Raw genomic sequence first — 26,503 nt, 5'->3', positions numbered from 1 at the left:
TCTGTACAGTCACTTTATGTCATTTTACCATAAAATTTTATTTTATTGGGTCTTACCTATTTTCTCTGCTGTCTGCCCTGATCGTCGATATAATAATTATCTTTCATTATCAGCTCCGATACCGGAACAAAATCAAGTCCTTTGGCCTTGAGCTGGGAAATGATCTGAGGCAGCAGCTCCACGGTATATTGGGTATCATTGTGAAAAAGTATGATTGAACCGGGCTTTGTTCTTTTCAGGATCCTCTCCAGAATAGCCTGCCTGCTCATTTCCTTTTTCCAGTCCAGGCTGTCAACATTCCACTGAATAGGATAGCTTCCCAATTCATTGCAGGTTTCAATAACGGTATTGTTATAATCACCATATGGCGGTCTGAATAATATGACCTTGGTACCGGATATTTCCCCAAGCTTCTGATTGCACAGTTCAATTTCGGATCTGCACTTTTCCTTGCCGATAGTGCTCATTCTTAAATGAGAATAGCCGTGGTTGGCCACATCATGTCCGTCGTTTGCAATAAGTTTTACCGCATCGGGATATTTTTCACCCCACTGTCCCACCATAAAAAAACTGGCCCTGACATTCTCCTTTTTCAGTATTTCCAATATTGTGGGTATATCACCGGCCCCCCAGGCACAGTCAAAGGTTACTGAAACCAGGTTTCTATCTGTTTCCACACTGTAAATAGGAAGCACTCTCTGGTTGCTGAAAACATCTATAGAGTTTAAAACTCCTGAACGTCCTACAGTTATAAATAACGCTACAAGTCCCATTCCAATCACCAAAATAAATAAGTAACTTGAAAACCTCTTCCGGTTTATAATAATAAACTTCATTATAAAACTCCTTAATAATAAAATATTTATAATATATAATATTTTATTATTTAAGGAGTTATGTTAGTAGAACAACAATGCCTTGGTGTCAGCCAATTCAAAACCTTTATAAATACCCAAGTAGTTCATTCATAAATTCCTGCTCGGTCTTAACAAGCTTCTTTGCTAAATCCACACTTTCTATAGATGCAGTCTTATATTTATTTATATACTCACTAACTGATTTAATCCCCATGTTACAGCCATCAATCATTATGTCAGCAATTTTATGAGTATCATTATTTATCATCAATTTCACTTCCGTACTAATCCATGAAAAAGTCTTAGCACTAACTTGCGGATCTTTCTCTTCCTCATGGTATTCATTTAACATTTGATGGCATTCATCACCAATCTTAATATGCTTATCATTGTATTCATCTATAATATACTTAAGCTTCTCATTTTCAATATAAGGCTTCACCTGCTCCATGCTATTTGTACCCGATTTACACCCCGCATTACATTCTTTTAAAAGATTAATGGTATCTTCATTCATAGTTCTCATCCCTTCTAGTTGTTTTGGTATTAATATGAGGAGATGCCAATTTTTTTATTCAATAAATGAATTAAATTAAATAAACAATCTTTTCTTCGTATAATCAAACAATAAATATTGCATTGTTGTAAGAAACAACAGGAAAGAAGTCAGACATCTCTTTAAAGTAGATATTGCTATACCAGCCATCATCATGTGACCAATAGGAGAATTTATTGTCCCAAAAATACTTTTACATTTTTAAATATAATTTCTATTATATTCCCCGTACTCAAAAGGAACTCATGCCTTAAATAATTCTTATTTTTTTCAGTTAATTCATCGTAACCGATATAACCCAAGTCATCATTAATATCTTCAAATTTTTGATTTTCAACTGAATATTTAAAATTAATGTCCGTTACATTTTTATACTCAAATATAAGTATATTATCATCAATTGATATCTTTAAAGTCACACAAATTGATTTATTGGATCTTTTTAACTTATTGGACCTTTTTATAGGTGAGTGATTTACTGCTTCAAGAGATACTATCTTGCTATCATGAAGACTATATTGTTTATAAATTTCGTACACATCAGCAGGCAGCCTTGATTTTAGTCCTTCAAACTGTTTGTGGTACTCAGATACCGCACTGTCCCATAAATCTCTGGTTTCTTCATATTTTTTTTCATTTTGAATATCTGCCCATAACTTCTTAGTAAAATATTTCATATGATTTGCTGCCTCCTGTTTAAGAATAACCAAAAACCAAATATGTATCCCTTCTGTTCCTCCTTTGAGGTAATACTGCCACACTCTAATCAATCTGTTTTCATATCAGTTGATATATGCATTTTTATATAGTATTATAAGTATGTAAAAATAACCATAACCTGGAAGGTATAAATATGAACAAACTTTTATCCGGTATCAGCTTAATGTTTTTATACTGTCTTATGACGGACTGACATCAGTTTGTTTTCTTTGGTTTATTGTTTACAGGAAGCTTGAAAGTAAAGCTTGTCCCTTTTCCATATTCACTTTCAACAGACAATTGCCCGTTATGCCGGCTGATAATATTATAGGCTATGGTTAATCCCATTCCTGATCCCTGACCTACAGGCTTTGTAGTAAAAAAGGGATCAAAAATTTTCTTCAGATTATCTTTGGATATACCGGCACCGTTATCTTCGATTTTACAGTATACATATCTCTTGTCATTATATGTTCTGACTTTAAGCTCCCCTTTTCCATTTACATGCCTGCGGGATATTGCATAAAGGGCATTTTCAATCAAGTTCACAAGCACCTGATTGATTTGATCTCCCATAACCTTAATATCAGGCACTTTATTAAGCTCCTTTTTTACCTCGGCATATTGCTTCAAATCACTTTGCAATATCTCAAGAGTATTGTCGACAGCGGCGCTCAGATCATATTCCATAATCTTATCATGCGGCTCTTCTCTGATATAAGTACCAAGTCCGCTTACAATATTTGTAATCCTGATCAACCCGTCATTGCAGTCATTAAAAATATCATTAATATCACTTAATAAAAAATCGATATTATACTTTTTTTCAAGTTCTTCCAGGACACTTATGTTTTGAACCGCAAGTTGGTACTCGTTATTTTTTATATGATTTTTGAAAATTCTATATGCCTGTATTAAATCGCCGAACCGTTCACAATACTTGCTTAACATATTAAAATTACTTATGACGAACCCCAGCGGATTGTTGATTTCATGGGCGGCCCCGGCAGCAAGATGTCCAATGCCCGTGAGTTTTTCCTGCTGAATCTTCTGCTTCTGCATCATCTTTAGTTTCATAACCTCTTTCACCAGATTCCTGTGCTTTTCCTCAAGTTCCTGCTGAAATTTTTTCTTATCCGAAATATCCTCTTGAATTAATATATAATTGGTTATATTCCCATTTCTGTCCCTGACCGGCGAAACGGAAGCAGAAACCCAATAGAGCTGGCCATTCTTTTTTTTGCTTATAAACTCCCCTTCCCAGGATTCATCATTTCTGAATTTTTCTTTCATCTCATTCAGTATATGCTTCGGAACCATCTCTGATTTAAGGAGGTTTATATTCCTGCTGTTAGCGTCCTTAAAGCTGAATCCGGTAACCGATGTAACCTTTGAATTAATATACTCCATGATTCCATCAGGATTGGTGATTATGACCATCACCGGACTCCGCTCAAAAGCAGCGGCCAGCTTTTCAATTTCTGCTTCAATCTTTTTTTGCTCTGTAATATCTGTAAAAATACTAACAAAATATCCTGGACAGGGACTGTATGCAGAGACTGAGTATACCTTCTCCCTAAAATTCATTTTACATTCAAAAACCCTTTTCTCTCCGGTTATGGCAACCCGGCCGCATATTTCAATCAAATCAGGTTCAGTTTCATTAGTTCCGAAATTTGTTTCTAAAGCTCTCCTGTTCAATATTTCAAATCTTTGATTGCCGGTCATTAATTCAAAAGCATGATTTGTATCAAGTATTACATAATCGACCGGCTTCCCCTGCCGGTCACAAATGACCTTCCCGTAAAGAAAAGCCTCGGTCATATTTGCAAACAGAATAGAACCCTTATGCTCTATCTCCGCCGGTCCATATTCTGCCTGATATCTGCCGACCTGCCTGTCAGCAGAGTACCCTTGAGTCAGCACATGCCTGTGACTTGGCAGATTGCGCAATATACGGCAAATGACCTGTCTCAGGCGGGATAATTCCTTTTTGGGGACACTGTCGTCTATACCTGCCTCGATTAATTCAAGTACATTTTCCTCGGATAAATCATCTGAAAGGACAATTATCGGAATATGACAATAGGTTTTTTTTAACTTCTTTAATACATCAAATGCAATAACTCCGGAATATTTATATTCACTGATTACAACATCCCACAGTCCGCTGTTTAACAAGTTATTCAAATCATTGAGAGAGGTTGCTTGTTTCTGACAAACTTGAATATCCCACATTGCAAGCTTTTCCATTACAATACTTGCTGTCTCCGGAGATTCGTTTATAAACAAAACTCTATCATTACTTTCCATTGATTTTCTCCTATCTTAATTTTCCCTCTAAATAATAATTGTACTATAAATCGAGACCAACAAAACTGAGAAAATAGTCCATATTATCAAAAGTGTTATAAAAAATTCTCCTGAGTGGTCTGTAACATCTAAAACATATATTGCCGGCGAGGAAAATTTTTGCAGGATTAGGCGGAGGACGAAGGCAATACTGTGTGTATTGACAAGGACGACAACGAAATTCTGCGGGAATTTAACCGTCGGCAATATGTGACTTTTAGGTGTTACAGACCACTCCACTTATTGTGAAATTGCTTTTTGTGTTTAATTCATTTTTGTGTTTAATTCATTTTTCATTATTATTATTTATCTGTGTACCGGAAGCCTGACAGTAAATTTCGAGCCGGCGTCCGGCTTACTGTCAACCAGTAATTCTCCTTTATGTTTATTTACGATTATATCATAGGCTATGCTGAGTCCCAATCCGGTTCCCTGTCCGACCGGCTTGGTTGTATAAAAGGGATCAAAAATTCTGCCGATAATATTTCCGGGTATTCCCGTCCCGTTATCCTCGATTTCACAACTGGCATAACGCTCATCGCTGTACGTCCTGACAGTTATTAAACTTGAATTTATATCCTCTTTTGATTTTGTTGCATGAACAGCATTTATAATTATATTCAGGAGAACCTGATTTATTTGCCCTCCATTTGCATATATATTCGGTATATCACCTAAAAACAGTTCAACCTTTGCATGGTATTTTATCTCATTATTGGCGACCAGCAAGGTGTTCTGTATTCCGTTATTCAGATCGTATTCCTCAAATTCGTTCTGCTGATCGACTCTGGAGAAGGTGCGCAAACCCATAACAATCTTGCTTATACGCTCCAAGCCATCACTCACATCATTAAACAGATCAGTAATATCCGAATTAATAAAATCGATATTTATTTTATTTTCAGTATTATAAACAGTATTCATTCCAGGTATTGATTGATTGGGATATAGTTTGCATACTTCTTTATAGAAATTTCTATAAGTGTCCAGCATAGTCCTGTAATTCATGATATAATTTTTCAAGGTCTCAATATTGCTGGATACATACCCCAGAGGGGTGTTAATCTCATGGGCAACACCCGCTGCCAGCTGTCCTATCCCCGCCAGCTTTTCCTGATTTATCAATTGCATCTGAAGCTGTTTAAGCTTTTTCAGCGTGTCCTGGGCAAGCTGTTCCCTCTCGATTATTATGGCCTGCTTTTCCTCCAGTTCACAAATATGCTCTTTTTCCTTTTGCTGAATCTTGTTGAAAGCAACGACCAGATCTCCAAGCTCGTCATTGGATATAACCGCAAGTTTTCTATCCAGATCCACATTTTCTCCTTCAGCTATTTCAGTGAGATTTTCGGCAACCAGGGAAATCTCGTCTGCAAGAGATTTTGAGAAATAGTACAAAACAAAAACATTAAGGAAAAGCAATGCCAGAAATCCCAACAGAAAGAACATCAGCACATTTCCGGATGCCACTTTGAAAATAACACCCATCCGCCACTCTGCCCCGTTACTGTCAATTACTGCAACTATACCCTGAGTTTCAGAATTTATGTCAAAGATTCTGTCCCCCTCATAGGGGTTTGAAATAAAGTAAGTCAGATAACCGCCAATATTTTTGTTATCCGAAGTAATGATATCACCCCCGGGAGTTTTGACAAAGTATATTGGTTCATTGCTATTAAATTTAATTTCTTTTAATATGTTAAAAGCCTGTTCCGGATTTTTCAGGTCGGTATTCATGTTATCAATACTTTCGGACAGCTGCATTTTGTATAGGCTGTACAGCATGTCGCCTTTCTCGTCTACCAGCCTTGAGTACCCTATAAGCGCGGTGAAAAGCATTGTCAGAATCAGCATGGGTATTATCTGAAAAAATATCTTATTCTTTAAGCCTATCCTTATTCCTTCCTTTTCCCCGCATGTATACGTTCTCAGTAAAATAATTTTAAACAGTCTCCTTGAAAAGGTATGCGATATCACCGCCGCAAGACACATAAGCGAAAATACCATTATCAAAACCTTTATCACGGCCAGCAAGGATATGTTGTTCAAATTTCTGACAAGCAAAAGTACCGGTATCAGAGGGATATTCACTATCAGCGCCTGGCCGAGAAAAACCAGGTAAGGAATATTTATACATTTTTTTCTGATGGCATTCAGTTCTTTGAGATCCTCCTCTTTTCTTGGATCCAGTCTGTCCCAGTTATTAATGCCTCTGAATGTTCTTATGAAAAGAAAAGTACCGATTAACATGGAAAGAAATACAATAATTATGTACTGGCCTATATTGCTGGTACCAAGCCGCACACTCACCTCTTCATTATTTGGAGGGTAGTTCAGCAGCATCTGGACCATTGGATAAAAGATAACACTGACAATAACCGTCACCAGGTAATACAACAGAATGATACTGGTAACAACATTATTATCGACAATACTTTTTACCAATTTTGATCTTTTACGTATTGTATCCAATTTCATTTTAAGCCCCCTAAAATTTTTACATTATTTTATGTGATAAAGCCTGCTTTTTTCATGTATTTATATATTCTGTATATATAACCGGCATTGATATCCGGCCATTCAAAACCTGCCGGCTTTAAATATTCTTTTGTAATTTCCGAGTTCACTGTCACAGACGGCTTAAGGCCGAATGTCCCCTCCTTACGCAGATCATTTATAATATTGACCATCATTTCCTTTGTATCACGGCTTTTTAATAAAGCTGCCATTCTGGTTCTGTACTGTTCATTATCCAGCAAATCAATTTTGCAGCCCAGAAACCTGAATACCTGTATAATCTCCCGGATTTCGATTTTTTTGTCATTAAACAAATGGAATATACTTAACCGGTCCATATCTAGCTCAGCCAATTTCACAATAGCATCCGAACATATGTCCACAGGTGTGAATTCCGCCTTCAGCCGGCAGATATCCCTTGAAACAGCTCCTGATTGTATGAAAAAGTTCAGTATGCCGTAAAATCTGTTTTCACTGATATTGGGCTGAAAATGACCGTCGTTGTACCTGCCTGTTAAATTTCCTATCCTGAATATTGACGCATTTAAAGAATTCCCGGAATATTGAAAAATAAGTTTTTCAGCTTCATATTTACTTTTTACATAAACATTGTCATCAAAATTCTGTCCGATAAAAATATCATTTTCAGTAAAAATTAAATTCCCGGAGCTTTGCTTGAAAAAATCTCCGGATATACTTGCGGTTGAAATATAATTAAGCTTGGCACCGCTTGAAATACAGAACTCAAGCATCCTTTGCGTTCCCATGACATTTATTTTTTCAAAACGGGAATAGTCACCGAAATGCTTGACTATTGCGGCAGAATGTATCACTGTATCAATTTCCCTGATCAATTCTTCATATGCCTGAATATCCAGACCGAACCTTTCACAGGTAATGTCGCCGTTTACGACAATTATGCGGTTGTTTAGAAAGCTGTCATAGCTGCTGCCAAAATAAAAATGCAGCTTTTCCATGAGTTTATTTACAGCCAGGTCCATACTTTCAGCCCTTACAAGGCAATATATATTTGCTTGTGTGCCGTCCAGCATTTTTTCAAGGAGATGTGCTCCCAGAAAACCGGTAGCGCCGGTTAAAAACACATTCTTATATATTCTTTTTTTATAATCTGTTGAAAGACTCATCCTTCCCTGCAGGCTGATGTTCTGATCTGCGGCGGGAATTTCCTCATATGCAGCTCCCGGGTTTTTGTTCAAAATTATTTCGGCCATAGCCTCTACAGTCGGATATTTGTAAAAATCCTGCATAGTGACTTTCCAGCCGTACTCCAGTACTTCTACCAGCACCCTCATGATTGTAAGGGAGTCAATCCCATATTCAAACAAGTTGTCCTTTACACCTATGCCTGTAATCCTGAGGACTTTTTGCCAGGCTTTCAGCAGATTTTCTTCAACCTCATTGGAGGGAGGTGAAAAGTCCTTATTTACATTATTTTGCCTGTCAGGCTCGGGTAAAAGCAGTTTGTCAATCTTGCCGTTATAGGTCAAAGGCATTTCTGCAAGCTGGATGAAAAATCCGGGCACCATATATTCAGGCATAAATTTTAATAAATGAGCTGTGATCTCATTTTTACTTAAATTCTCAGTAGCTGTAAAATATGCACATAAATATTTATTTCCCTCTTTATCTTGCTTTGCCATAACAACTGTTCCGGTTATACGACTCATTTTTGACAGCAGATTTTCTATCTCTCCCAGTTCTATCCTCAGACCTCTTATTTTAACCTGATTATCAGCCCTTCCAATGAATTGGATATTCCCGTCAGGCAGCCATCTGGCATAGTCGCCTGATTTGTACATCCTTCCTTCCGAATATGGGTTTTGTACAAACTTCTTCCCGGTAAATCCGGAATTATTCAGATATCCCCTCGCAAGGCAATCTCCGGCAATATATATTTCACCGGCGGTATTTACAGGCACCGGCAGCAGCTCCTTATCAAGTATGTAAATTTTCGTATTGCTGACCGGCTTCCCGATCGGTATGTAGGATTCCTTGTCCTCTTCCAGCCTGAAAGGATAAAAGGACGCAACTATAGTAGTCTCAGTGGGACCGTACCCATTGAGAATCTTCATACAGGGATTTATTGACAGGTATTCATCCATAACGCTCACTTTTATGGGCTCGGCACCTACAAACATTTTGTCCAGCTTTACTCTGCCGGGATATTTTTTTAAAAGCCCGGACAGTTCTTTAAGCATGGATGGGGGAATGTACGTAAAGTTAATGGACTTTTGCACAATAATTTCTGATAACTTCACAACATCCAGATAGTCCGAATCACTGTTAAGTACAAGACATGCTCCAAATACAAGAGGCATGAATATTTCGCAGACACTTGCATCAAAGGATATATTGGTGAGGCTCAGACACCTGTCACCGGCATTGAAACCGCACTCGTACATCTCATACATGGAATATAAGAAATTGACCAGGGATCTGTGTTCTATCATAACCCCCTTTGGTTCCCCCGTTGAACCTGATGTATAAATAACATATGCAAGGTCATCAGGCTTATTGATATTTACCGGATTATTCTGTTCACATGTATTCAGCTGCATTGCTCCCATATCCAGAATTTCTCCGTCAAAGTCAATACTGCCGTTAAGGCTTCCGTTGATAAGCAGTATTTGAGTTCCGCTGTCCTGTAAAATGTAATTGATTCTTGCCGCAGGATACTTTGGATTTATTGGCAAATAAGCCCCTCCTGCCTTTAATATTCCTAAAATGCCTATTATCAGCTCTACAGAACGATCCATACTGATACCTACAATACTGTCAGACTTGACACCCATCTCCCTCAATAAAGCGGCAAGAGAATTGGCCCTGATATTCAATTCTTTATATGTAAGCTCTTTATGGTCAAATTCTACTGCTACATCGTTAAAATTTTTGCCGGCCTGAATTTCAATCAATTCCTGTATGGTTTTATCCTTCGGATAATCTTTTTCTGTATTGTTAAAATCATACAGCACCTGCCTTCTTTCAATTTCCGGCAGGATATTCAGTTTCCCGAGCTTCTCTCCGGGATGTCTGACAGCCTCATCCAGCAGGTTTACAAAATACCGGCTCATCCTTTCGATCTCATCAGCGGAGAACACATCTTCAAGATAATCAAAATCCAATACGTAAGTACCCGTATCCTCCCAGTCCCTTACGTGTATTTGAAGAGAATTGGCCTGGTAGCCGCAAAAATGCCATGACAGTTCATAATCCTCGGTAAATTCACCCCTGTCAAGCTTAACATTTTGATATGACAGCACTACGTCCGAAAGACTGTCTGTGACCTGGTGCCTTTCCCTGAATTCCTTCTGTATCAGTTCATAAGGATATTTTTGGTTTCTCAGCAGGGTGAGCCATTCTTTTGAGAGGGCATGGGCAAATGAAATAAGATTCTGTTCACAATCCACTGCATACCGGACAGGCAATATATTAATAAACATTCCTGTCATCTTTTTTTCACGTGCATTTGTCCTGTTAAGCACCGGAGTTCCCAACACAATATCTGATTTGGATGTAATTCTGCTAATAAATATGTAAAGTATTGAAAGGAAAGTGATAAACGGAGACTGTCTGTTTGAAATGCAGAACTCCTGGATATTAGCTGCCAGCTCCGGTGAAATTTTTACGCTTTTTCTGGAAGCCTTTAAATTTTTATAAACAGCTCCTCTGGTTTTAAAGCTTAAAAATTCAGGTACCGTACTGAATTTCTCACTCCAGAACCTTTTATGCTCCTCAAACCTCTTCGAATGCAGATAATCCTCCTCCGCCGTTACAAAATCAATATATGACGGTTTACTCCCGGAGATAAAATCTATACCATTCCGTAATTTGGAATAGTATTCCATGATTTTGCTGATCTGTGTTACACCGGTCCAGGCATCTGATATGAGGTGATGGGTTTTATAAAAAAAGCCCCCCTCGTTTTCACTGATTTTAAATAATGCAAAATAATATAAATCTGAATTATGCAGGTTGAAAGGTTCAACAGTCTTAATACCGCTCCACTTCATGTATTCTTCATTAGCTCCTGACCTGCTGAAATCATAAAAATCAACCTTGAAATATCTGTATTCTGCAAAATACTGTTTTTCTGTTCCCTCCCCCTCTTCAATCCTTGTACGGTAGCTGTCATTCTCCCGGACAACCTGGTTTATGGCATTTTCCAAAAGTTCAAAATCCACTTTTCCGTTTATTCGCGCAGTACCGGCTATATTTCCAAAACCTGTGCCGGGAAAAACCTTCTCGGTATGCCATATAGACAACTGGGGATATGTAAGTTTTCTGTATCTGTTAAAGTCAATGAAATTACCTTTTAACAATTTTTTATATTCTCTCATTCCCTCACGGTTCATAAACATACCTGCAAATTTATCCTTAAATTCTACGCCCTTTAAACTGAATTGTGACTTTGACTGTTCGTTAACATTCAATAAAAGATTGAAGCTCGCCTTTCCCCGTTCATGAAAAAAAGCGGCAATTTCAGGCAATACGGCAGCTGTAATCTGCTCTGTATCAGAATCTTTATTTACATAATATAATCTGCAGACATCGTGAAATATATTGAAATCCAAGATATCAGAACTCGATTCTGCAACAGCAAAAGCAATTATTTTTTCCTCCTTTTTAACGCAATAAAGGCTTCTGTCGGTGAAATAGCTATCTGACTTACAGACCTGCCGTATTTCATCAAGAAAAAAGCTGTCCTGCTCATAACCCAGCGCTTTAACTATCAGCGGCTCCAGATTGCCGGCGCAATATTTTAAAAAGGCCGCACAGTCATTTATGGCCTGGCAGTTATACTCCTGCTTTGTATCATAATACATCAAACTCGAAGTGTCGCAGATATATCCATAAACGGTATCAATTACAAACCTGCTCCTGTCCCCCACAAACCTTTCAATAGCCGACATGCTTTCAATCTGCCATTGGCAGGCAGCAGGCAAATACATTATGAAATTCTGACAACAGGGATGGAGATATAGATAATCAGCTATTCCGCCGTAAATTTCAGTCCAGGCTTCCGGATTAAACTTTTCCTCTTTCAGGTATACAGCCGGCTGTCCCATAAATGTTTTGGGATATGTACGCAGAACAGTGCCCAAAGCCGTATCAATTTCCGAGTTTCCACAGGAAAAGCCTGCGAAAATCGGAGCAATGTTTTTTAACAACCTGGGATGAGGAAAACAGTATTGCAAAGGAAGGTTTTTGAAACCTGTATAAACAACAAGGGGCTTTTGTATATAGAAAGAGTTCCCAACAGATGAGCCGACAGCCGCCGTCTTGAAAAATACGGTAAATTCCCTGTCCGAAAAGGAAACCGCCATTTCTTCGCCGGCATTTATTTGAATATTTTCATTGCCCGGGCAGACTATTGAAGGTTGGCTGCCCTTCCTGGGGGAGAATGACATTTCTGCAATTTGACGCTTGTTTCTAATTGTTATAATAACTGAAATACAATTTCTTCTCGCAAGATTTCTGAATAAGTCTTCAATACGTTTAATATCATTTACAGGTTTAAATCTATTCATGTAAGACCTCTGTCCCTTCCGAGCCTGTGCCTTGTAATCATACACTCTTCGGCACAAACATTGTTTTATACTTTAATTGAATAACGTTGTTTTGATTCCTAATGCGGACAATCACACCAAGCTCCTTCAATGTAGTATTTATAAGCTTTTCAACCAGCATAAGATTATTCTGCATGCTATAATCCGATTTATAAACCGTTCTGATATCAGCATAAATTTCAGTATCGATATATTTTAATTCATTTTTTGTAATAATGCCCATATTCAGCTCCCCGGCAGTATTCTTAGTGCTTATATAATTTAAAATATATATCACTGTATAAAGAGTTAATTTATAGTTACCACAACAGATAATGTTGTTATGATCTTCATTTTTAATGTAGATTTTTTCAAATATTTTGTATCTGGAAACACTGGCTGTTATTCCCTCCAATAAACCGGCAGCCTTAAATTCACTTATTTCGGTAGGAATTGTATTCAGAAAACCCTGGCAGAACCTTTGTACTATATCAAAAAAAGCAGCGGTATCAGTGTTTGTCTGTACCGGATTTATCATTTCACTCATTAGGAATGCCATAATGCCTTTTAAAAACTTTTTAACATTGTCATAATCTTTTCTGCTGATTGACAGTTTTTCATTCATAACGTTAAGTATGTTCTGGATAGAAGCATTTTTAAATTCAAGCGCTTTCTGCAGTTCCTCCTTTCCGGCTAGCAGCTGGTGATATTCAACAGCCTGCCGGATAACCGGTTTGAACTCATCTTCCACTTTCCACGGTTTTGTAATATATCTGTAAATGTCACCCTGATTGATCGCCAGAACTACCTGCTGAAGATGTGTATATCCCGACAATACTACTCTTACGGTATTAGGATATTTTTCTTTCAATATCCTTAAAAGCGCCAGACCGTCCATACCCGGCATTTTCATATCTGTCACAATTACGGCTATTTTATGTTCTTCCATAATTTTAAGGGCTTCCCCGGCACTTTCGGCAAACATGCACCTGTAATCTTCCTTATACAAGCCTCTTTTAAGGGAACTTAGCACATTTACTTCATCATCTACAAATAATACTGTTATATCTGCCATACACTGCCTCCTGCCAAATTAAACAAATCATAATATGAGTTACAGACCTTTATTTATACTCCTTACAATTTTCCTGCACTCCGCCATGGATATATTCAAATTGTCCATGACGTCAATATCCAAAGAATTCATACTGTTTGTGCCCATCAATTCCCACACAAAGTAATCTGCAATATGTACAATTGATACAAGTTCCTTATTTAAAATTTTGTCCAGACCGGGAGAATGATGATATAACGCCGCTTCAACTATTGGGTGGGGCAATTCCCACCAATCCAGCAAATACCCCCCCATTTCCTGGTGAGATACAGAAAAAGCTTCTGTTTCCACATCAACGAAGGACTTGCTTTTATCAGTGTCTATAGTTTTTATCAGCCTGGAATACCCCTCAGGAAAATTGCTTATAAATACTATTTTTCCGATATCATGCAACAAACCCGCTGATGCATATATTTCAGGAAGTCTTTTTCCCAGAAGTCTTTCATGCAGCAAAATCACCGCTTTATTGCATAAACAGGCATGTTCCCATAATTCCTCCCTGAGATGCAAAAGCTTTTCACTGGAATTCATCCTGTCAAATACAGTGGCTGTCAATACTATATTTTTTATATTATCCAGACCCATGTACATAATTGCCTGACTTATGGACCCGGTCTTGGCACCAAAAAAGGCTGAATTGGCATAGTGCAATACTTTTGCAGCAATACTGGGATCTTCTTCGATCAGGGCCGAAAACTCCCTTACATCCGCATCAATATCAATAAGAGAACAAAACCGGTTGTAGGTATCACTTATGGTAGGCAGTTCCTCAAGATTGCTTACAATGCTTAAAAGATTTTTATCCTTTAATATTTTTTCAGTCTCAAACACCCTGTCTATAATTGACATCAGCTGGCTATTATCCCAGGGCTTAAACAAATAGAGCTTGGCAAGGTTTTGCCGGAATGACTTGAACACCACCTCTCCCTCGGCATATCCACTCAAAATAATTCTTATAACTGAAGGAAACTCTTCTTTCACTGCTTTCAACAACTGATAACCATCCATACCCGGCATCCTCATATCTGATATCAGCATATCAATGTTCTCTTTTTCCAGGATATTTAAAGCATCTTCACCGTTATCAGCCATAAATACAGTGTATTTACTATCCATAAACAACCTGTTTACGGCTCTGAGAATCTGTTTTTCATCGTCTACAAAAAGAATATTCTTTTTCATTCCCATTCCTCCCCGAAAATTCCAGAATTCAGATGATTACTCTGTTTCTTAATCCAATAATATTATCAACGCAATAAAGACAAAAAAAATGGTTTTCCCATAAAGGGCACCATTTTTTCTATGAAACGCATTTTTTATCTGTTTTAATGTAATAATTCTCAAATTTAATCAGTAAAGCCTTTTACCTGATTGATTCTGAATAAATTTTTTCAAAGGTTTGATATATGACTTACTTGAGTAGATAGTATCGCTAATGTCATGGAATTCCAGATTATATGTATCCTTAAACCAGGAGGTTATTTTTTTTATTTTGGCAACGTTTACTATATAACTCCTGTGGCACCTGAAAAACCCGTTATTCTTCAGTTTTTCCTCCCAAACCTTCAAAGAATCCCAGCTGTGATATTGACTGTTTATAGTAACTAACGTAACTTTTCCCTCTGAAGATGCCAGGTAATATATTTCTGAAGGTTTCAGGAATAATATGCTGTCATCCTTTTTGAGGGTTAATATTTCCTCTTTGTCATATTCCTCCTCTGTTTTTTCAACAGGAGCCTCCTCCTCTTTAAAAATGTTCCGGGAACCGTCAAGAATATTAAGAATTCCCTCTATGTAACTCTTATAGCCCAGCAAATTATTTAATATACTGTCCTTTTTCCCTTTAACCTGCTTATCGGAGAGAGTCTTTCTTATAACCTCAATAAGAATGCTGTTATCCCACGGCTTTGGAAAATAATAATGAATTCTGCACTTATTTATTGCATCCTCCATAACTTTAAAATCCGAGTATCCGGTGATTAAAATTCTAATTGTATCCGGTGACACCCTGCTGGAATACTCAAGTAGTTCTATACCGCTCAATCCCGGCATTTTCTGGTCACAAATGATTAAATCGTACCTGTTGCTGCCTATCATTTTTATAGCTTTATCTGATTTTGTTGCACAATGAATCTCATATCCCTCACAGGCTAATACACGTTTTAGAGCCTTTAATATATTGATTTCATCATCTACTAACAATATTGCTGCAATTTTCTCGTTCATCTCAACAAACCACCTTGAATTTATTACTCCCTATCATATCAACATAATTAATATACCTCTGCCAATTTTATAATTATATCTGTAATTGTCCTGCTTCATCAAGTCTCGTATTCTGTATACCAGCATATTTTTATCAACAGACCGCCGGTCATTGTTCCTATTTTACTATCAAAACACCATCAAAATCGGGCATAAAAAACGCACCTCCTGTTTGGGAACGTGCGGCAGTCATTAATTATAATTTATTTAATTTATTTCGGGCATTGTGTGCACTATTTTATCTTTTACTTCTTCTGTTTGAATCTCATTAATTCTTTCCAATTCGGATATTCTTGCTTTCTGCAGTTTTATAATCCTTCCCAGTTCCCTGTTTTCTTCCTTTAATTCTTCTTTTTCACGCCAGAGCTTCGAATTCTCCATAGATTTTTTTTCAAATTCATCCGAAAAACTTACAAGTCTATCCAGACTGTTTTTTATTTCCCTTTGTTTATCTGACAGGCTTTCAAACTGTAACCGTTTATTTTCTTTCTCATTTAAAAGATCTTTATCAATCGCTTCTATTTTTCCATTAAGGTTTTCACTAATCTTTAGAATTATCCTGTTATCGACTCTTAGAGCATTTGTATCCTCCAATATTCTATTATGGTCTGCCGCCTGGTTGTCATGCGCGCTTATTATTATTGTCCGATGCCTTTCAATCAGGCTGAGAATTTTTGAACCGAATAGCAGTTCACCAAGTATCAGCACTATTATAGTAGTCCCTGCCGATACCAAGCCTATAAAAACACTAGTCATAATTTAATCCCCCATATACCGAAGATACTTTTATTCTATCAAAATATGGAAATATGTCAAACAGTAAACACCTGTGAAGGTGCCGTAAAATAAAACCGGATTTAATAGTATATCCAGATAAATATATGGACAATGCCTCCGGTAGTAAACCGAAGGCACGCCAGTTTAGTCAAAGTGTCTATTATTTTTTTTGATTTGAAATTAATTTAATTTGATTTCACTTTTATATGAATCTGAGTATACAAGGCTTTCAATTTCAACCTCGAGCTTTTTATGTTCTCCATCAACTTGTATGGATTTCTTTAACGGTGACTTTTTCCCGTCCTGAGAGGTCAGACCCAATCCTTCTTTAAGCTTATCAAAAATATTTTCAAATTCATCCGAACTCGAGCTTGAGGACCATGAGAGATGTTGAGTATCAGCTTTTATTCCAACATCAAAGTCACTGAATTTTCTGTTGCTGTCATTTACCTCCAGATCAAAGCATGTTGTTTTTCCATCCTTGATTTTCAAATTTGTCACTTGAATTTCAGAACCGTCTACTTTGATTTTATAATCCCCCGGTGTCTTGTCAAAATCAATTTTTATGCTCTGCCCATATTTTATACTTCTTTTTACTGAATCCACATAAAACGTCACATCCTTAAGGTCTTTCCGGGTTATGGGATATTTAAATATTATTTTACCGGCAAGATCGCCATTTGAGGTTGACCCCTGGACATTTTTGTTTCTTATGTTCATTGAAACCAAAGGCTCAAGTCTGGTCACTTCATAACCCTTATCCGGTATAAATTCATAATCAAGATAAGTGCTTGCCGAACCAAGGTATATGTTTTTTATCTTAAAGCTGCCGCCCTCACTTTTATACTCCTTGTTAACACTAACAGTTTCAACTTCTGCCTTTTTAACCGGTATGGGCAGGCTCCAATTTGCAACCTTCTCACTGCATGTAACTGATATTGTGACCGGTTTGTTGAGTTCAGGCATTCCGTCAAAATACAGGCTGCCATACTTACCTTCATCCCCCGAACTTCTGCCATTGGCGCGGAAAACTTTTTTGTTGGCATCTGTCAGAGTGATTTGAGGGAATAAGTCGTGAACAAAAATATTAGTATCCGGATCACTTTTGGTTAATTCTTTTATTTCCTGTATATAGTCAAAAGTATAATCGATACTCAGTCTTTCCCTTGAGTTACTTGCTGTTACAAACTTTAAAGTGCCATAGTCCGTTTTAATTTCTTTTCCGGGATTGTATTTTGCTCCGTCAGCGGACAGGGATTTATCAAGCACCATTGTATAGGTATAATCAGGCTTTTCTCTTCCTGCTTTGCGTAACGTATGTATTTTTAAATATAATTTATCACCCTTGATTAGTTCCCTGTTCAGATTAAACTCCAGTACTCCTTTTCCATTTCCGCCGTATTCACTGCCATGACCCTGGCTTACAGATTTTCCTTCTTCATTTACAAGAGATATCTGTGACGGCATGACTGAATCCTCTTTGTCTGCATCCGGAACAGAAAAGGCCACTAAAAGCGCATAGTCCTCCCAAACGGCATTTTCAAATTTTATTTTGTGATCTCCGTACTCGAATATTTTATTAAGTTCGACGGCTTTGCCGTTTTCAACAGCAGTATTAATACCGCCTGTCCATCCCCAAACTGGTTCTGCTCCTGCAGCAAACGCTGAAAAAGGCAGCGTGACCGCCATAATCACGGCCAGCAATAATATCTTTGTCTTATTTGCATACTTCATAAAATAATCCTCCAATTCTAAATTCTTCACCAGAAATATACCATTATTAAGTTAGAACCTCCAATATTTCCCCATGGTAATAATTTCCGTATTTACTGGTATATTATAACACACCTGTATTAAGTAGTATTTTCGGTCACACAAATTTAATCTTTATGTAATTTCTTTCGGAAACGGAATAAACCTGCCCATATTAACTTATGGCCAAAACTTTTCTCAGATCTGCTTCCTTTAGATTGTTACCCATTTTCAATCCTGTATCTATTATATAACAACCTGCCTCAGCTTTTTCCAGGTCAGCGCATTTGTCAAGCCAACCGGCCGGAGCCCAATCCACAACCCTGTCATATACATTTGCAGGCCACCCGTATGGCTCGCCCGATTTTCCGATTTTTCTCCGGTTACCTGCAACAGTGATATAATAGTGTTTTTGAAGTTCAACGATTGCACGGTCCACTTTGCTGCCGCCTTTTTTACCGACACCCGCCTCGCGTCTTATATCACTTGTATTGAGCAGTGTTTTAGTCTCGAAGAGCTTCCAGAGTTCTTTTACCTCAGGGCTTACCACTCCCTGCCTCCACCTTTCTTCCATCGTTTCCTCCGGCCGGCAGCAAGCATAAAAGTATGGATACATGCCAGGCGAAACAAACCCCTTATGCCCTCCAAGAATACACCCAAAAGCCAGCTGCTTTTCTCCTGCCGCTTTATCCTTCCAGCACCAGGGGTCGGTATCAAAATCACCGGTATGCCAGGCCTCTTTCCTGGTTTCAGCGGCTAATGAAGGAAGACCGGGAAGTATATCTGATAATGGCATAAAACCCAACTCATTTACTCTTTCTATAAATTCACCGTAATTTTTAATAAAAGCCATAATTACTCCTTTTGACGGTTAACCGGTCCGGTAATCCATCTGTTTTCATACTGCAATAATATCCTTTTCTCCACCGGTAATCAGCTGTCCGCCCTCCGGAGTCACTATATAGGTATCCTCAACACCTACCATGCCCACTCCGGCCATCCCTTTTTTCGGTTCCAGGGCAATAACCATATTTTCCTCAAGAGGTCTGTCAAAACCTTCCGCTATGGCAGGAGGCTCATCGATGTGAAGACCTATTCCATGGCCCAGGAACTTGACCTTCCTGCTCCCGAAGCCCATAAAGTTCTCAAGGAACTCCTCCTCTATCCCCGACATTACCGATTCATATATCCGGGACGGAATGCTGCCGGGCTTCAATAATTCTGCAGCCTGCTTCTGTATCTCAATACATTTGCGGTGAGCCCTGACAACTTCTGCGGATGGAGTTTCACCAAACATGTAAACCTGTGTTCTGTCACTGTGGTAACCATACATTCCGAATCCGATATCCACAAAAACCAGATCACCTTTCCTCAGAAATCTGTCCCTGCTGCCTATAATGGGAACTGCCGCACTCATCCCCTTCATGCCGCCAGGTCCATCAAAATTCGTATGATATAAAGAATTTTCGCCAAATGCAATTTGCCCCGCTATCATTTCGGTCTGATATCTGGAAAACCGTGAAACCCCATGGAAGCCTATTTTCAGCATGTGCCTGTATAACTCTGCAGTAAAGTCCACTTCACTCATGCCTTCTTTCAAAATTGAAGGCACTATTTCATCAAGCAGCTTTTGGTGCCGCTTTCCGGATTCCTTCATGCAGTGTAGTTCGTATGGGCTCTTTATGGCCCTCACTTCAAAAATAATGTTGTCCAGGCTGTACATTTTTTCTATTGAAAAATGCTTTTTAATTCTTTCCAGAATTCCAACCGTTAACAGTTCTGTTTCAAACAAAGTATTTCCCAGCTCGCGGCCTGCCGCGGCCGCAGCATCTCTATAGCTTTCCATGGGATATATGCATGCGAGAGGCGATTCAATCCTTGCCCTGTCGTAGCTTCTCCTGGCAAAATACATCACCTCCCCGTTCTTCTTTATTATAAGTATTCCATCCTGCATGGTACCTGTAAAATAATATTGGCTGACACGGCTTAAAATCACTGCCGTGTCCCATTCGTCATACCTTTTGGTGATTGCCTTGCAAAGTCTTTCTATTCTATCCCTTAATTCTCTTTCAGTAACCTTTATATCCATTAATCAATAAAGTCTCCTTCAGCTGTAATAAGAATAATGTGTTGTATGTTATATAGCAGTGTTATGTAATAATGCTCCATCCAACTTAATTTTACCATAAGGAGTAATGATAGACAAAAATTAATATATCAGCTCATGAATAATAAATGTCTGAAAACTCAATATTTATACGCTCGATCCTTCTCTGCGTTTCAACCTCCTCAAGGTAAAACTCATCCCTCTTGTTTTCTATTGTTGTCACAGGCAGGTCTATAATAAACTCACTTCCCTTGCCATACTCACTGACAGCAGTTATTGTACCCCCATGCATCTCAACAAAGGATTTCACCATAGCCAGGCCTATGCCGCTGCCATCCTTGTTCTTTGTCAGTGTCTGCTCGACCTGGACAAAACGCTCAAAAATGGCAGCCTGCTTGTCCCTGGGTATGCCTATGCCTGTATCCTTTACGGATATTACAACATTTTCACCCCTGTCCTCAACCTTAACATAAATACTGCCTCCCTGATCGGTAAACTTAATTGCATTTGATATAAGATTGAGCATAATTCTCTCTATCTTATCTACATCACAGGCAATTATCTTCTCCTCGGAATTTTTTTCAAAAAACAGATTAATCCCTTTGTTCTGGGTAAATTCCTGTATGGACATGGTTATGTCTTCAACTATTTTTATTATGTTATTATTGCCTGCATGTTTTTCGAGAAATCCCACGTCAATCTTTGTTGTATCAATTAAATTATTTACAAGCCTCATAAGTCTATAACAATTCTGCTTCATGGTCTTTAAGTGTTTTGACATATTGACGTTATGAGTTCCCTTCTCCTTTTCAAAATAAAGTTTACAGAGCTGTATGGACGCCAGAATCACATTAAGGGGAGTCCTCAGTTCATGTGTGATATTGGCGAAAAATTGTGTTCTTAACTTTTCAAGCTCAGAGGATTCCTTTAATAGACGTTTATCCTCCTCAACCCGAAGTTCAAGATCTTGAACAGTTTTCCTTTTAAATAAATACCCTGCTAATAAAAGACAGCAAAATATACAGAATGTTATGGTTATGAGTATCAGTGAAAAGAACTTCTTTTTGAGGATATCCAGCTTTTGAAAAACCTCCTGCTCGGGAGCTGTTAATGCTAAAAACCATTCGGTATCTGCAATTTTTGAATATGTAGTAAAATAATCCTTTCCTGCGTAATTGTATAAGGCATATCCTTTTTCCCGGGAGCCCATTTCATGAATAAAATCTCCAAATTCGGGATTTTCATTGATATCTGACTGCTTGTCCAGTATTTTTTCCCTGTCGGGGCATGCAATTATTCTTCCATCTTTATCTATTATGAATCCGAATCCGGTTTCACCCATCTGCAAATTGCTTATACTGTCAATTAAAAAATGAGAGTCTAATGAAGCTGTCAAAGCTCCGACAATATCTTTCTTTTTATTTTTTATGGGCACAGAGCATGCCATGATTGCCCCCTTGCCGGCACTTTCCTGAAATGGCTCAGATATGTACGCTTCACCTTTTAAGGCACTATGAACCCCTTCCAGGTCGGGCAGATCGAACTGAGCTTCCGGGGTGGATTGGGAATATCCCGCCAGGTCCGTTATCTGAAACCTCATAACGTTTAATCTCTCGGCTTCTTCAAGCAAAACCGGCTTTTGGGACGACCAATCCATTGACTGAATTTCAGTTCTGAAGCTCACTCCTTCAATAATTGTCTTTAGTTCTTTTAAATGCTGTTTCAGCAGATTGGAATTATCGGCAGCCATGCAGATGTTGGAATCAACAATGCTATTTTTCAAAACAATAGATGTATTCTGATATGATATAATTCCGAACGCTCCAAATATGATTAAAATTGATATAAAAATCATTGCTAGGAAATCTATCCCGGGAATATGTTTTGATTTGAGTCTCATTTTATTCAATCCCCTATCAGAAGCTATTATATTAAAATGTTTTCATGGAATCTATATCATTTTACTACTTTCTTACATTAATTTCTATATTTTCTAAGTAATTTAACACTTTCCCAAAAATTTTAGGATTTTGATTACCACTCCCCCTGAATTTCATCATTTTTATGATCAAGAGAAAATTTTGCCGTGTCAAAGTAATTTCCTCCGTTTACTCCAAAAGTGCAGTCCACATTGACCCATCTTTTTGACTGGGAATCGTAAAATTGATTCCAGGCGTGATCCCCCCATGAAAGACCGCTGTATCCCAGCCCTGTTACCAGCCTTACCTTAATTCCGTTTGCCTGGCACATGGATATGAATAAACTTGAATAATCGAAGCATATCCCTTGTTTGGTCTGGTAGCATATTATTGTTCCGGATTGTGTATCCTTTGTCTCTTTTGCTATTTTTCTCGCTTTTTCGTAGTCATATTTTATATTGGCTGTTATCCATTTGTATAGTTTTTTACCTTTTTGGTAGTCCCCGGATTCCCCCCTTGTGAGCTCAACAGCAAGCTTATCTATTTCAGGCGTTGATTTTACGGCATCATCCAGAGTTACACCGTTAAAGTACTGAATTACCTTTATATTATAATTTCCAAGAGCATCCTTGATATTTTCGGCAATTTTTGCTCTTTGCTCACCAACACCCTGCTGCTTGTTGAACTGGTCATTTATGATTACAGGTATTTTCTTTGCAACCTCCGAATCAATGACAGGCTTTAAAGCAGTATCATACACCGAATTCAACACCCTGGATTCATCGATGTATTTTGAGAGTCCCGGCACTGTAAAGTAATATGAAAAAAAGTAAAATATGAAACTCAGACATATTAATGTTACCAGCGCTCTGGGAACACTGCATATTAAAGAAATCAACTTTTTTGAAATGGGGCCCATGGAACTCATGGATTTGTATATCCTGTTGGCAATACCGTCGAAAACATAGTTGTACAAGGGATAGGTTATCAGTCTTAGCAAGAGAACCACAATAATAAGAATTATAAAAGCAACACATAGATAAGTATAAATATTATTGGCAGCCAAACTGGATTTGACAGCCGCAGGCAAAAAATCATAAATAAATTTGAAAACCGCATTGCTTTTATCGAAAAGTATGCCTTTAGTTATAAATAGTGCTATCAGCAGGGCTGTTATAAATTCAATATTGTTCACAATTGAATAAAACCCGTTTAGAATCCTGTCACGGCTGAATGAAGTAAACAAGGCCGAAACCAGTATAAATGCCACGGGAACAATTAATATCAGGCTGACGGGATTAAAATCTATGTTAATATGCATTACCACCTTTATTATATCTATTTAAGTTCTGAATTGTTCCGGTTTAGAGAACATGTCAAAAAAGAGCCTGAGGCTAACATAATAAGTATTATAGCACAGTTGCTCCCGTATTTTAAATTTCCCTGTTAAAAAAGTCAATTACTATCGGCTGAATGCGAAAGTTCTCAACCGTAATTGACTTTGGTAATATTTCTGTAAAAGAACACCATTATAGTCAGAAATGGGCAGATTTTTTTGAAGCAAAAATCAAGCAACTTGCAATTTTTCCGATTACCTTTCATAAACAATATTTTTTATTTTTCACAAAAACAGCTATTTTCAGGCAATACATATTTATTTAAAAAAATCCTCTCAATCCCAAAAAGACGTAATGATTTTTTTCTCTTGCAATTATAATTAAAAAATTGTATCTTTTAATAGTATAAATTAATATGAGTGTAAATTAATAAGATAATAAGTAACTTGGTTTCCAAGCTGCTTTTAATAATTTTTCATGAGGTGATTTATGAGTCATATAAGTGAGATCTTTGGTTCCAGTGTATTCAACGATTCGGTAATGAGAGAAAGACTCCCAAAAGCCACGTATAAAGCACTTAGAAAGACTATTGACGAAGGACTTCCTCTCACTCTGGAAATCTCAGAAGTAGTTTCCAGCTGTATGAAGGATTGGGCAATAGAAAAGGGCGCAACCCATTTTACACATTGGTTTCAGCCAATGACAGGCATTACGGCCGAAAAGCATGATTCTTTCATCAACCCTACTGAGGATGGCAAGGTCATATTGGAATTTTCAGGTAAGGAATTGAGCAAGGGTGAAGCCGACGGTTCCTCCTTCCCTTCGGGGGGATTGCGCGCCACCTTTGAAGCCAGGGGATATACAGCCTGGGATTGTACTTCTCCGGCATTTATTAAGAACAATACTTTATATATTCCTACAGTTTTTTGTTCCTATACCGGCGAAACCCTCGACAAGAAAACCCCTTTGCTCAGATCCATGGAATGTCTCTCCAAAAGCGCTATACGGGTACTTCACCTCTTTGGAAACGAAAAGGTTACAAAGGTTACCCCCACTGTTGGTCCCGAACAGGAATATTTCCTTATCGACAAAAAAATCTATGACAGGCGTAAAGATCTGATCTTTACCGGCAGGACCCTCTTTGGTGCAAAAGCTCCCAAGGGTCAGGAAATGGAAGATCATTACTATGGAAGCATAAAACAGCGTGTTTCAGCCTTCATGAAGGATCTTGATGAAGAACTGTGGAAATTGGGTATCTCCGCCAAGACAGAACATAATGAAGTTGCTCCTGCACAGCATGAGCTTGCCCCCATTTTTACCACTGCAAATATAGCTACCGATCACAATCAGCTCACCATGGAGCTGTTGAAATCCGTAGCCTTGAAACATGGCCTGGTTTGCCTGCTTCATGAGAAGCCCTTTGCAGGAGTTAACGGTTCCGGAAAACACAATAACTGGTCATTGTCCACCAATGACGGTCAAAACCTGCTGGATCCCGGCAAAACACCCCATGAAAATGCCCAGTTCCTTATTTTCCTATGTGCTGTAATCAAAGCGGTTGACGAATATGCCGACCTTTTGAGACTTGCTGCAGGCAACCCCGGAAATGACCACAGACTGGGTGCAAATGAAGCACCTCCCGCCATAATATCGGTCTTCCTGGGTGACGAGCTTACAAAAATATTGGATCAGATTGCTTCGGGCGGAGATATAAGTACCAACAAGGCAGGTAAATTAACCGTCGGTGTATCCACTCTGCCTGCCTTTCCAAGGGATACAACCGATAGAAACAGAACCTCTCCGTTGGCATTCACAGGTAATAAATTTGAATTCAGGATGGTTGGCTCCTCTGCCTCCATCGCATCCTCAAATTTCTTCCTGAATACAACCGTCGCCGAAGTCCTGGAGAATTTTGCCGACAGGCTGGAAAAGGCCTCGGATATCAATGCTGAAGTCAGCAGCATTATAAAAGATGTTGTTAAACATAACGGCCGGGTTATTTTCAACGGAAACGGCTACTCTGAGGAATGGGTGGCCGAAGCTGAAAAAAGAGGGCTGCCCAATATCAAGAGTTATGTTGAATCCATAAAGTGTCTGCTGGAGGAAAAAAATATCTCTGTTATGGAAAAGCACAAGGTATTCAGCAGAGTGGAAATGCATTCCAGGTACGAAATATCCCTCGAAAAATATATAAAGACAATAAACATCGAAGCCCTGACCATGCTGGAGATGTCCAGACGGCAAATCCTCCCGGCCGTAATAAGCTTCGGTGCCCAACTGGCAAACTCCATAAACCAGATAAAGAGCTGCGGAGTGGATGCCGATATCAGTGCCAATGCCGAGCTTCTGAAAGAAGTGACTTCACTGACAACACAGTTAAGCAAGGAAATCGCCCTGCTTGACAAAAAGGTTTCCGAGGCTCAGGAAGCAACCCATGACAGCTATGCGCAGGCTATGCTTTACAGAACCGGAGTATTTGCCCAAATGGGAAGTCTAAGGGCCGTAGCCGACAAACTTGAGTGCATTGTGGATTCAAAATTGTGGCCATTCCCGACCTATGCCGATATATTGTTTAACATTTAGCATTTGCCGGGAACATGTTTAAATAACTAAAATAATTTATAACTTAAAGGGGCTGTTGCACAATGAATACATTTTATTTACCTTGGCAGCAGTTCCTTCTTTAT

Annotated in this window: 16 protein-coding genes; 1 reads left to right on the top strand and 15 read right to left on the bottom strand. The window is 38.3% G+C overall.

Annotated elements, in window-relative coordinates:
• Positions 1-56: 56 nt before the first annotated feature.
• The 15 genes from T344_RS0114360 to T344_RS0114290 form a co-directional block, all read right to left on the bottom strand.
• Positions 57-836 (bottom strand): polysaccharide deacetylase family protein, encoded by a 780-nt coding sequence (locus T344_RS0114360; protein WP_027629288.1) that lies wholly within the window; start codon positions 834-836, stop codon positions 57-59.
• Between the two features lie 106 nt (positions 837-942).
• A complete protein-coding gene (locus T344_RS0114355) occupies positions 943-1,374 on the bottom strand; it encodes a hypothetical protein (RefSeq protein ID WP_027629287.1) in 432 nt (143 codons plus the stop codon).
• A gap of 212 nt (positions 1,375-1,586) precedes the next feature.
• Complete coding sequence (locus T344_RS0114350) at positions 1,587-2,090, bottom strand: hypothetical protein (RefSeq protein WP_027629286.1); 504 nt, start codon at positions 2,088-2,090, stop codon at positions 1,587-1,589.
• A 238-nt stretch (positions 2,091-2,328) separates the two neighbouring features.
• A complete protein-coding gene (locus T344_RS29835; RefSeq protein WP_051571894.1) occupies positions 2,329-4,425 on the bottom strand; it encodes an ATP-binding protein in 2,097 nt (698 codons plus the stop codon).
• A gap of 345 nt (positions 4,426-4,770) precedes the next feature.
• Positions 4,771-6,939 (bottom strand): sensor histidine kinase, encoded by a 2,169-nt coding sequence (locus T344_RS29830; RefSeq protein ID WP_051571891.1) that lies wholly within the window; start codon positions 6,937-6,939, stop codon positions 4,771-4,773.
• Positions 6,940-6,968: 29 nt separating this feature from the next.
• The gene (locus tag T344_RS0114335) at positions 6,969-12,527 is read right to left on the bottom strand and encodes a non-ribosomal peptide synthetase (protein WP_027629285.1); all 5,559 of its coding nucleotides are present in this window, start codon (positions 12,525-12,527) and stop codon (positions 6,969-6,971) included.
• A gap of 37 nt (positions 12,528-12,564) precedes the next feature.
• Entirely contained in the window at positions 12,565-13,620 is a 1,056-nt protein-coding gene (locus tag T344_RS29825) for a response regulator (RefSeq protein WP_051571890.1), read from the bottom strand.
• A 39-nt stretch (positions 13,621-13,659) separates the two neighbouring features.
• The gene (locus T344_RS0114325) at positions 13,660-14,841 is read right to left on the bottom strand and encodes a response regulator (protein WP_027629284.1); all 1,182 of its coding nucleotides are present in this window, start codon (positions 14,839-14,841) and stop codon (positions 13,660-13,662) included.
• Between the two features lie 168 nt (positions 14,842-15,009).
• A complete protein-coding gene (locus T344_RS29820) occupies positions 15,010-15,885 on the bottom strand; it encodes a LytTR family transcriptional regulator DNA-binding domain-containing protein (protein ID WP_051571886.1) in 876 nt (291 codons plus the stop codon).
• 246 nt (positions 15,886-16,131) lie between these two features.
• A complete protein-coding gene (locus T344_RS0114315) occupies positions 16,132-16,680 on the bottom strand; it encodes a hypothetical protein (RefSeq protein ID WP_027629283.1) in 549 nt (182 codons plus the stop codon).
• Between the two features lie 201 nt (positions 16,681-16,881).
• Positions 16,882-18,435: a hypothetical protein gene (locus T344_RS0114310; RefSeq protein ID WP_027629282.1), complete on the bottom strand. Its 1,554-nt coding sequence runs from the start codon at positions 18,433-18,435 to the stop codon at positions 16,882-16,884.
• A 193-nt stretch (positions 18,436-18,628) separates the two neighbouring features.
• Positions 18,629-19,306 (bottom strand): AlkZ-related protein, encoded by a 678-nt coding sequence (locus T344_RS0114305; RefSeq protein ID WP_027629281.1) that lies wholly within the window; start codon positions 19,304-19,306, stop codon positions 18,629-18,631.
• A 45-nt stretch (positions 19,307-19,351) separates the two neighbouring features.
• Entirely contained in the window at positions 19,352-20,542 is a 1,191-nt protein-coding gene (locus T344_RS0114300) for a M24 family metallopeptidase (protein WP_027629280.1), read from the bottom strand.
• A gap of 133 nt (positions 20,543-20,675) precedes the next feature.
• A complete protein-coding gene (locus tag T344_RS30400; protein WP_084331235.1) occupies positions 20,676-22,460 on the bottom strand; it encodes a sensor histidine kinase in 1,785 nt (594 codons plus the stop codon).
• Positions 22,461-22,594: 134 nt separating this feature from the next.
• The gene (locus tag T344_RS0114290) at positions 22,595-23,800 is read right to left on the bottom strand and encodes a transglutaminase-like domain-containing protein (RefSeq protein ID WP_027629279.1); all 1,206 of its coding nucleotides are present in this window, start codon (positions 23,798-23,800) and stop codon (positions 22,595-22,597) included.
• Positions 23,801-24,305: 505 nt separating this feature from the next.
• Between T344_RS0114290 and T344_RS0114285 the strand changes: the two genes are divergently transcribed.
• Positions 24,306-26,399 carry a glutamine synthetase III family protein gene (locus tag T344_RS0114285; RefSeq protein ID WP_027629278.1) on the top strand — a complete coding sequence of 698 codons (2,094 nt, stop codon included), beginning with the start codon at positions 24,306-24,308 and terminating at the stop codon, positions 26,397-26,399.
• The last annotated feature ends 104 nt before the right edge of the window (positions 26,400-26,503 follow it).

It is taken from the genome of Ruminiclostridium cellobioparum DSM 1351 = ATCC 15832, from assembly GCF_000621505.1.
In the GTDB taxonomy this organism is placed as follows: Bacteria; Bacillota; Clostridia; order Acetivibrionales; family DSM-1351; genus Ruminiclostridium; species Ruminiclostridium cellobioparum.
Note: the sequence above shows the minus strand (reverse complement) of the source record. Positions and strands in the feature narration are given on the sequence as shown.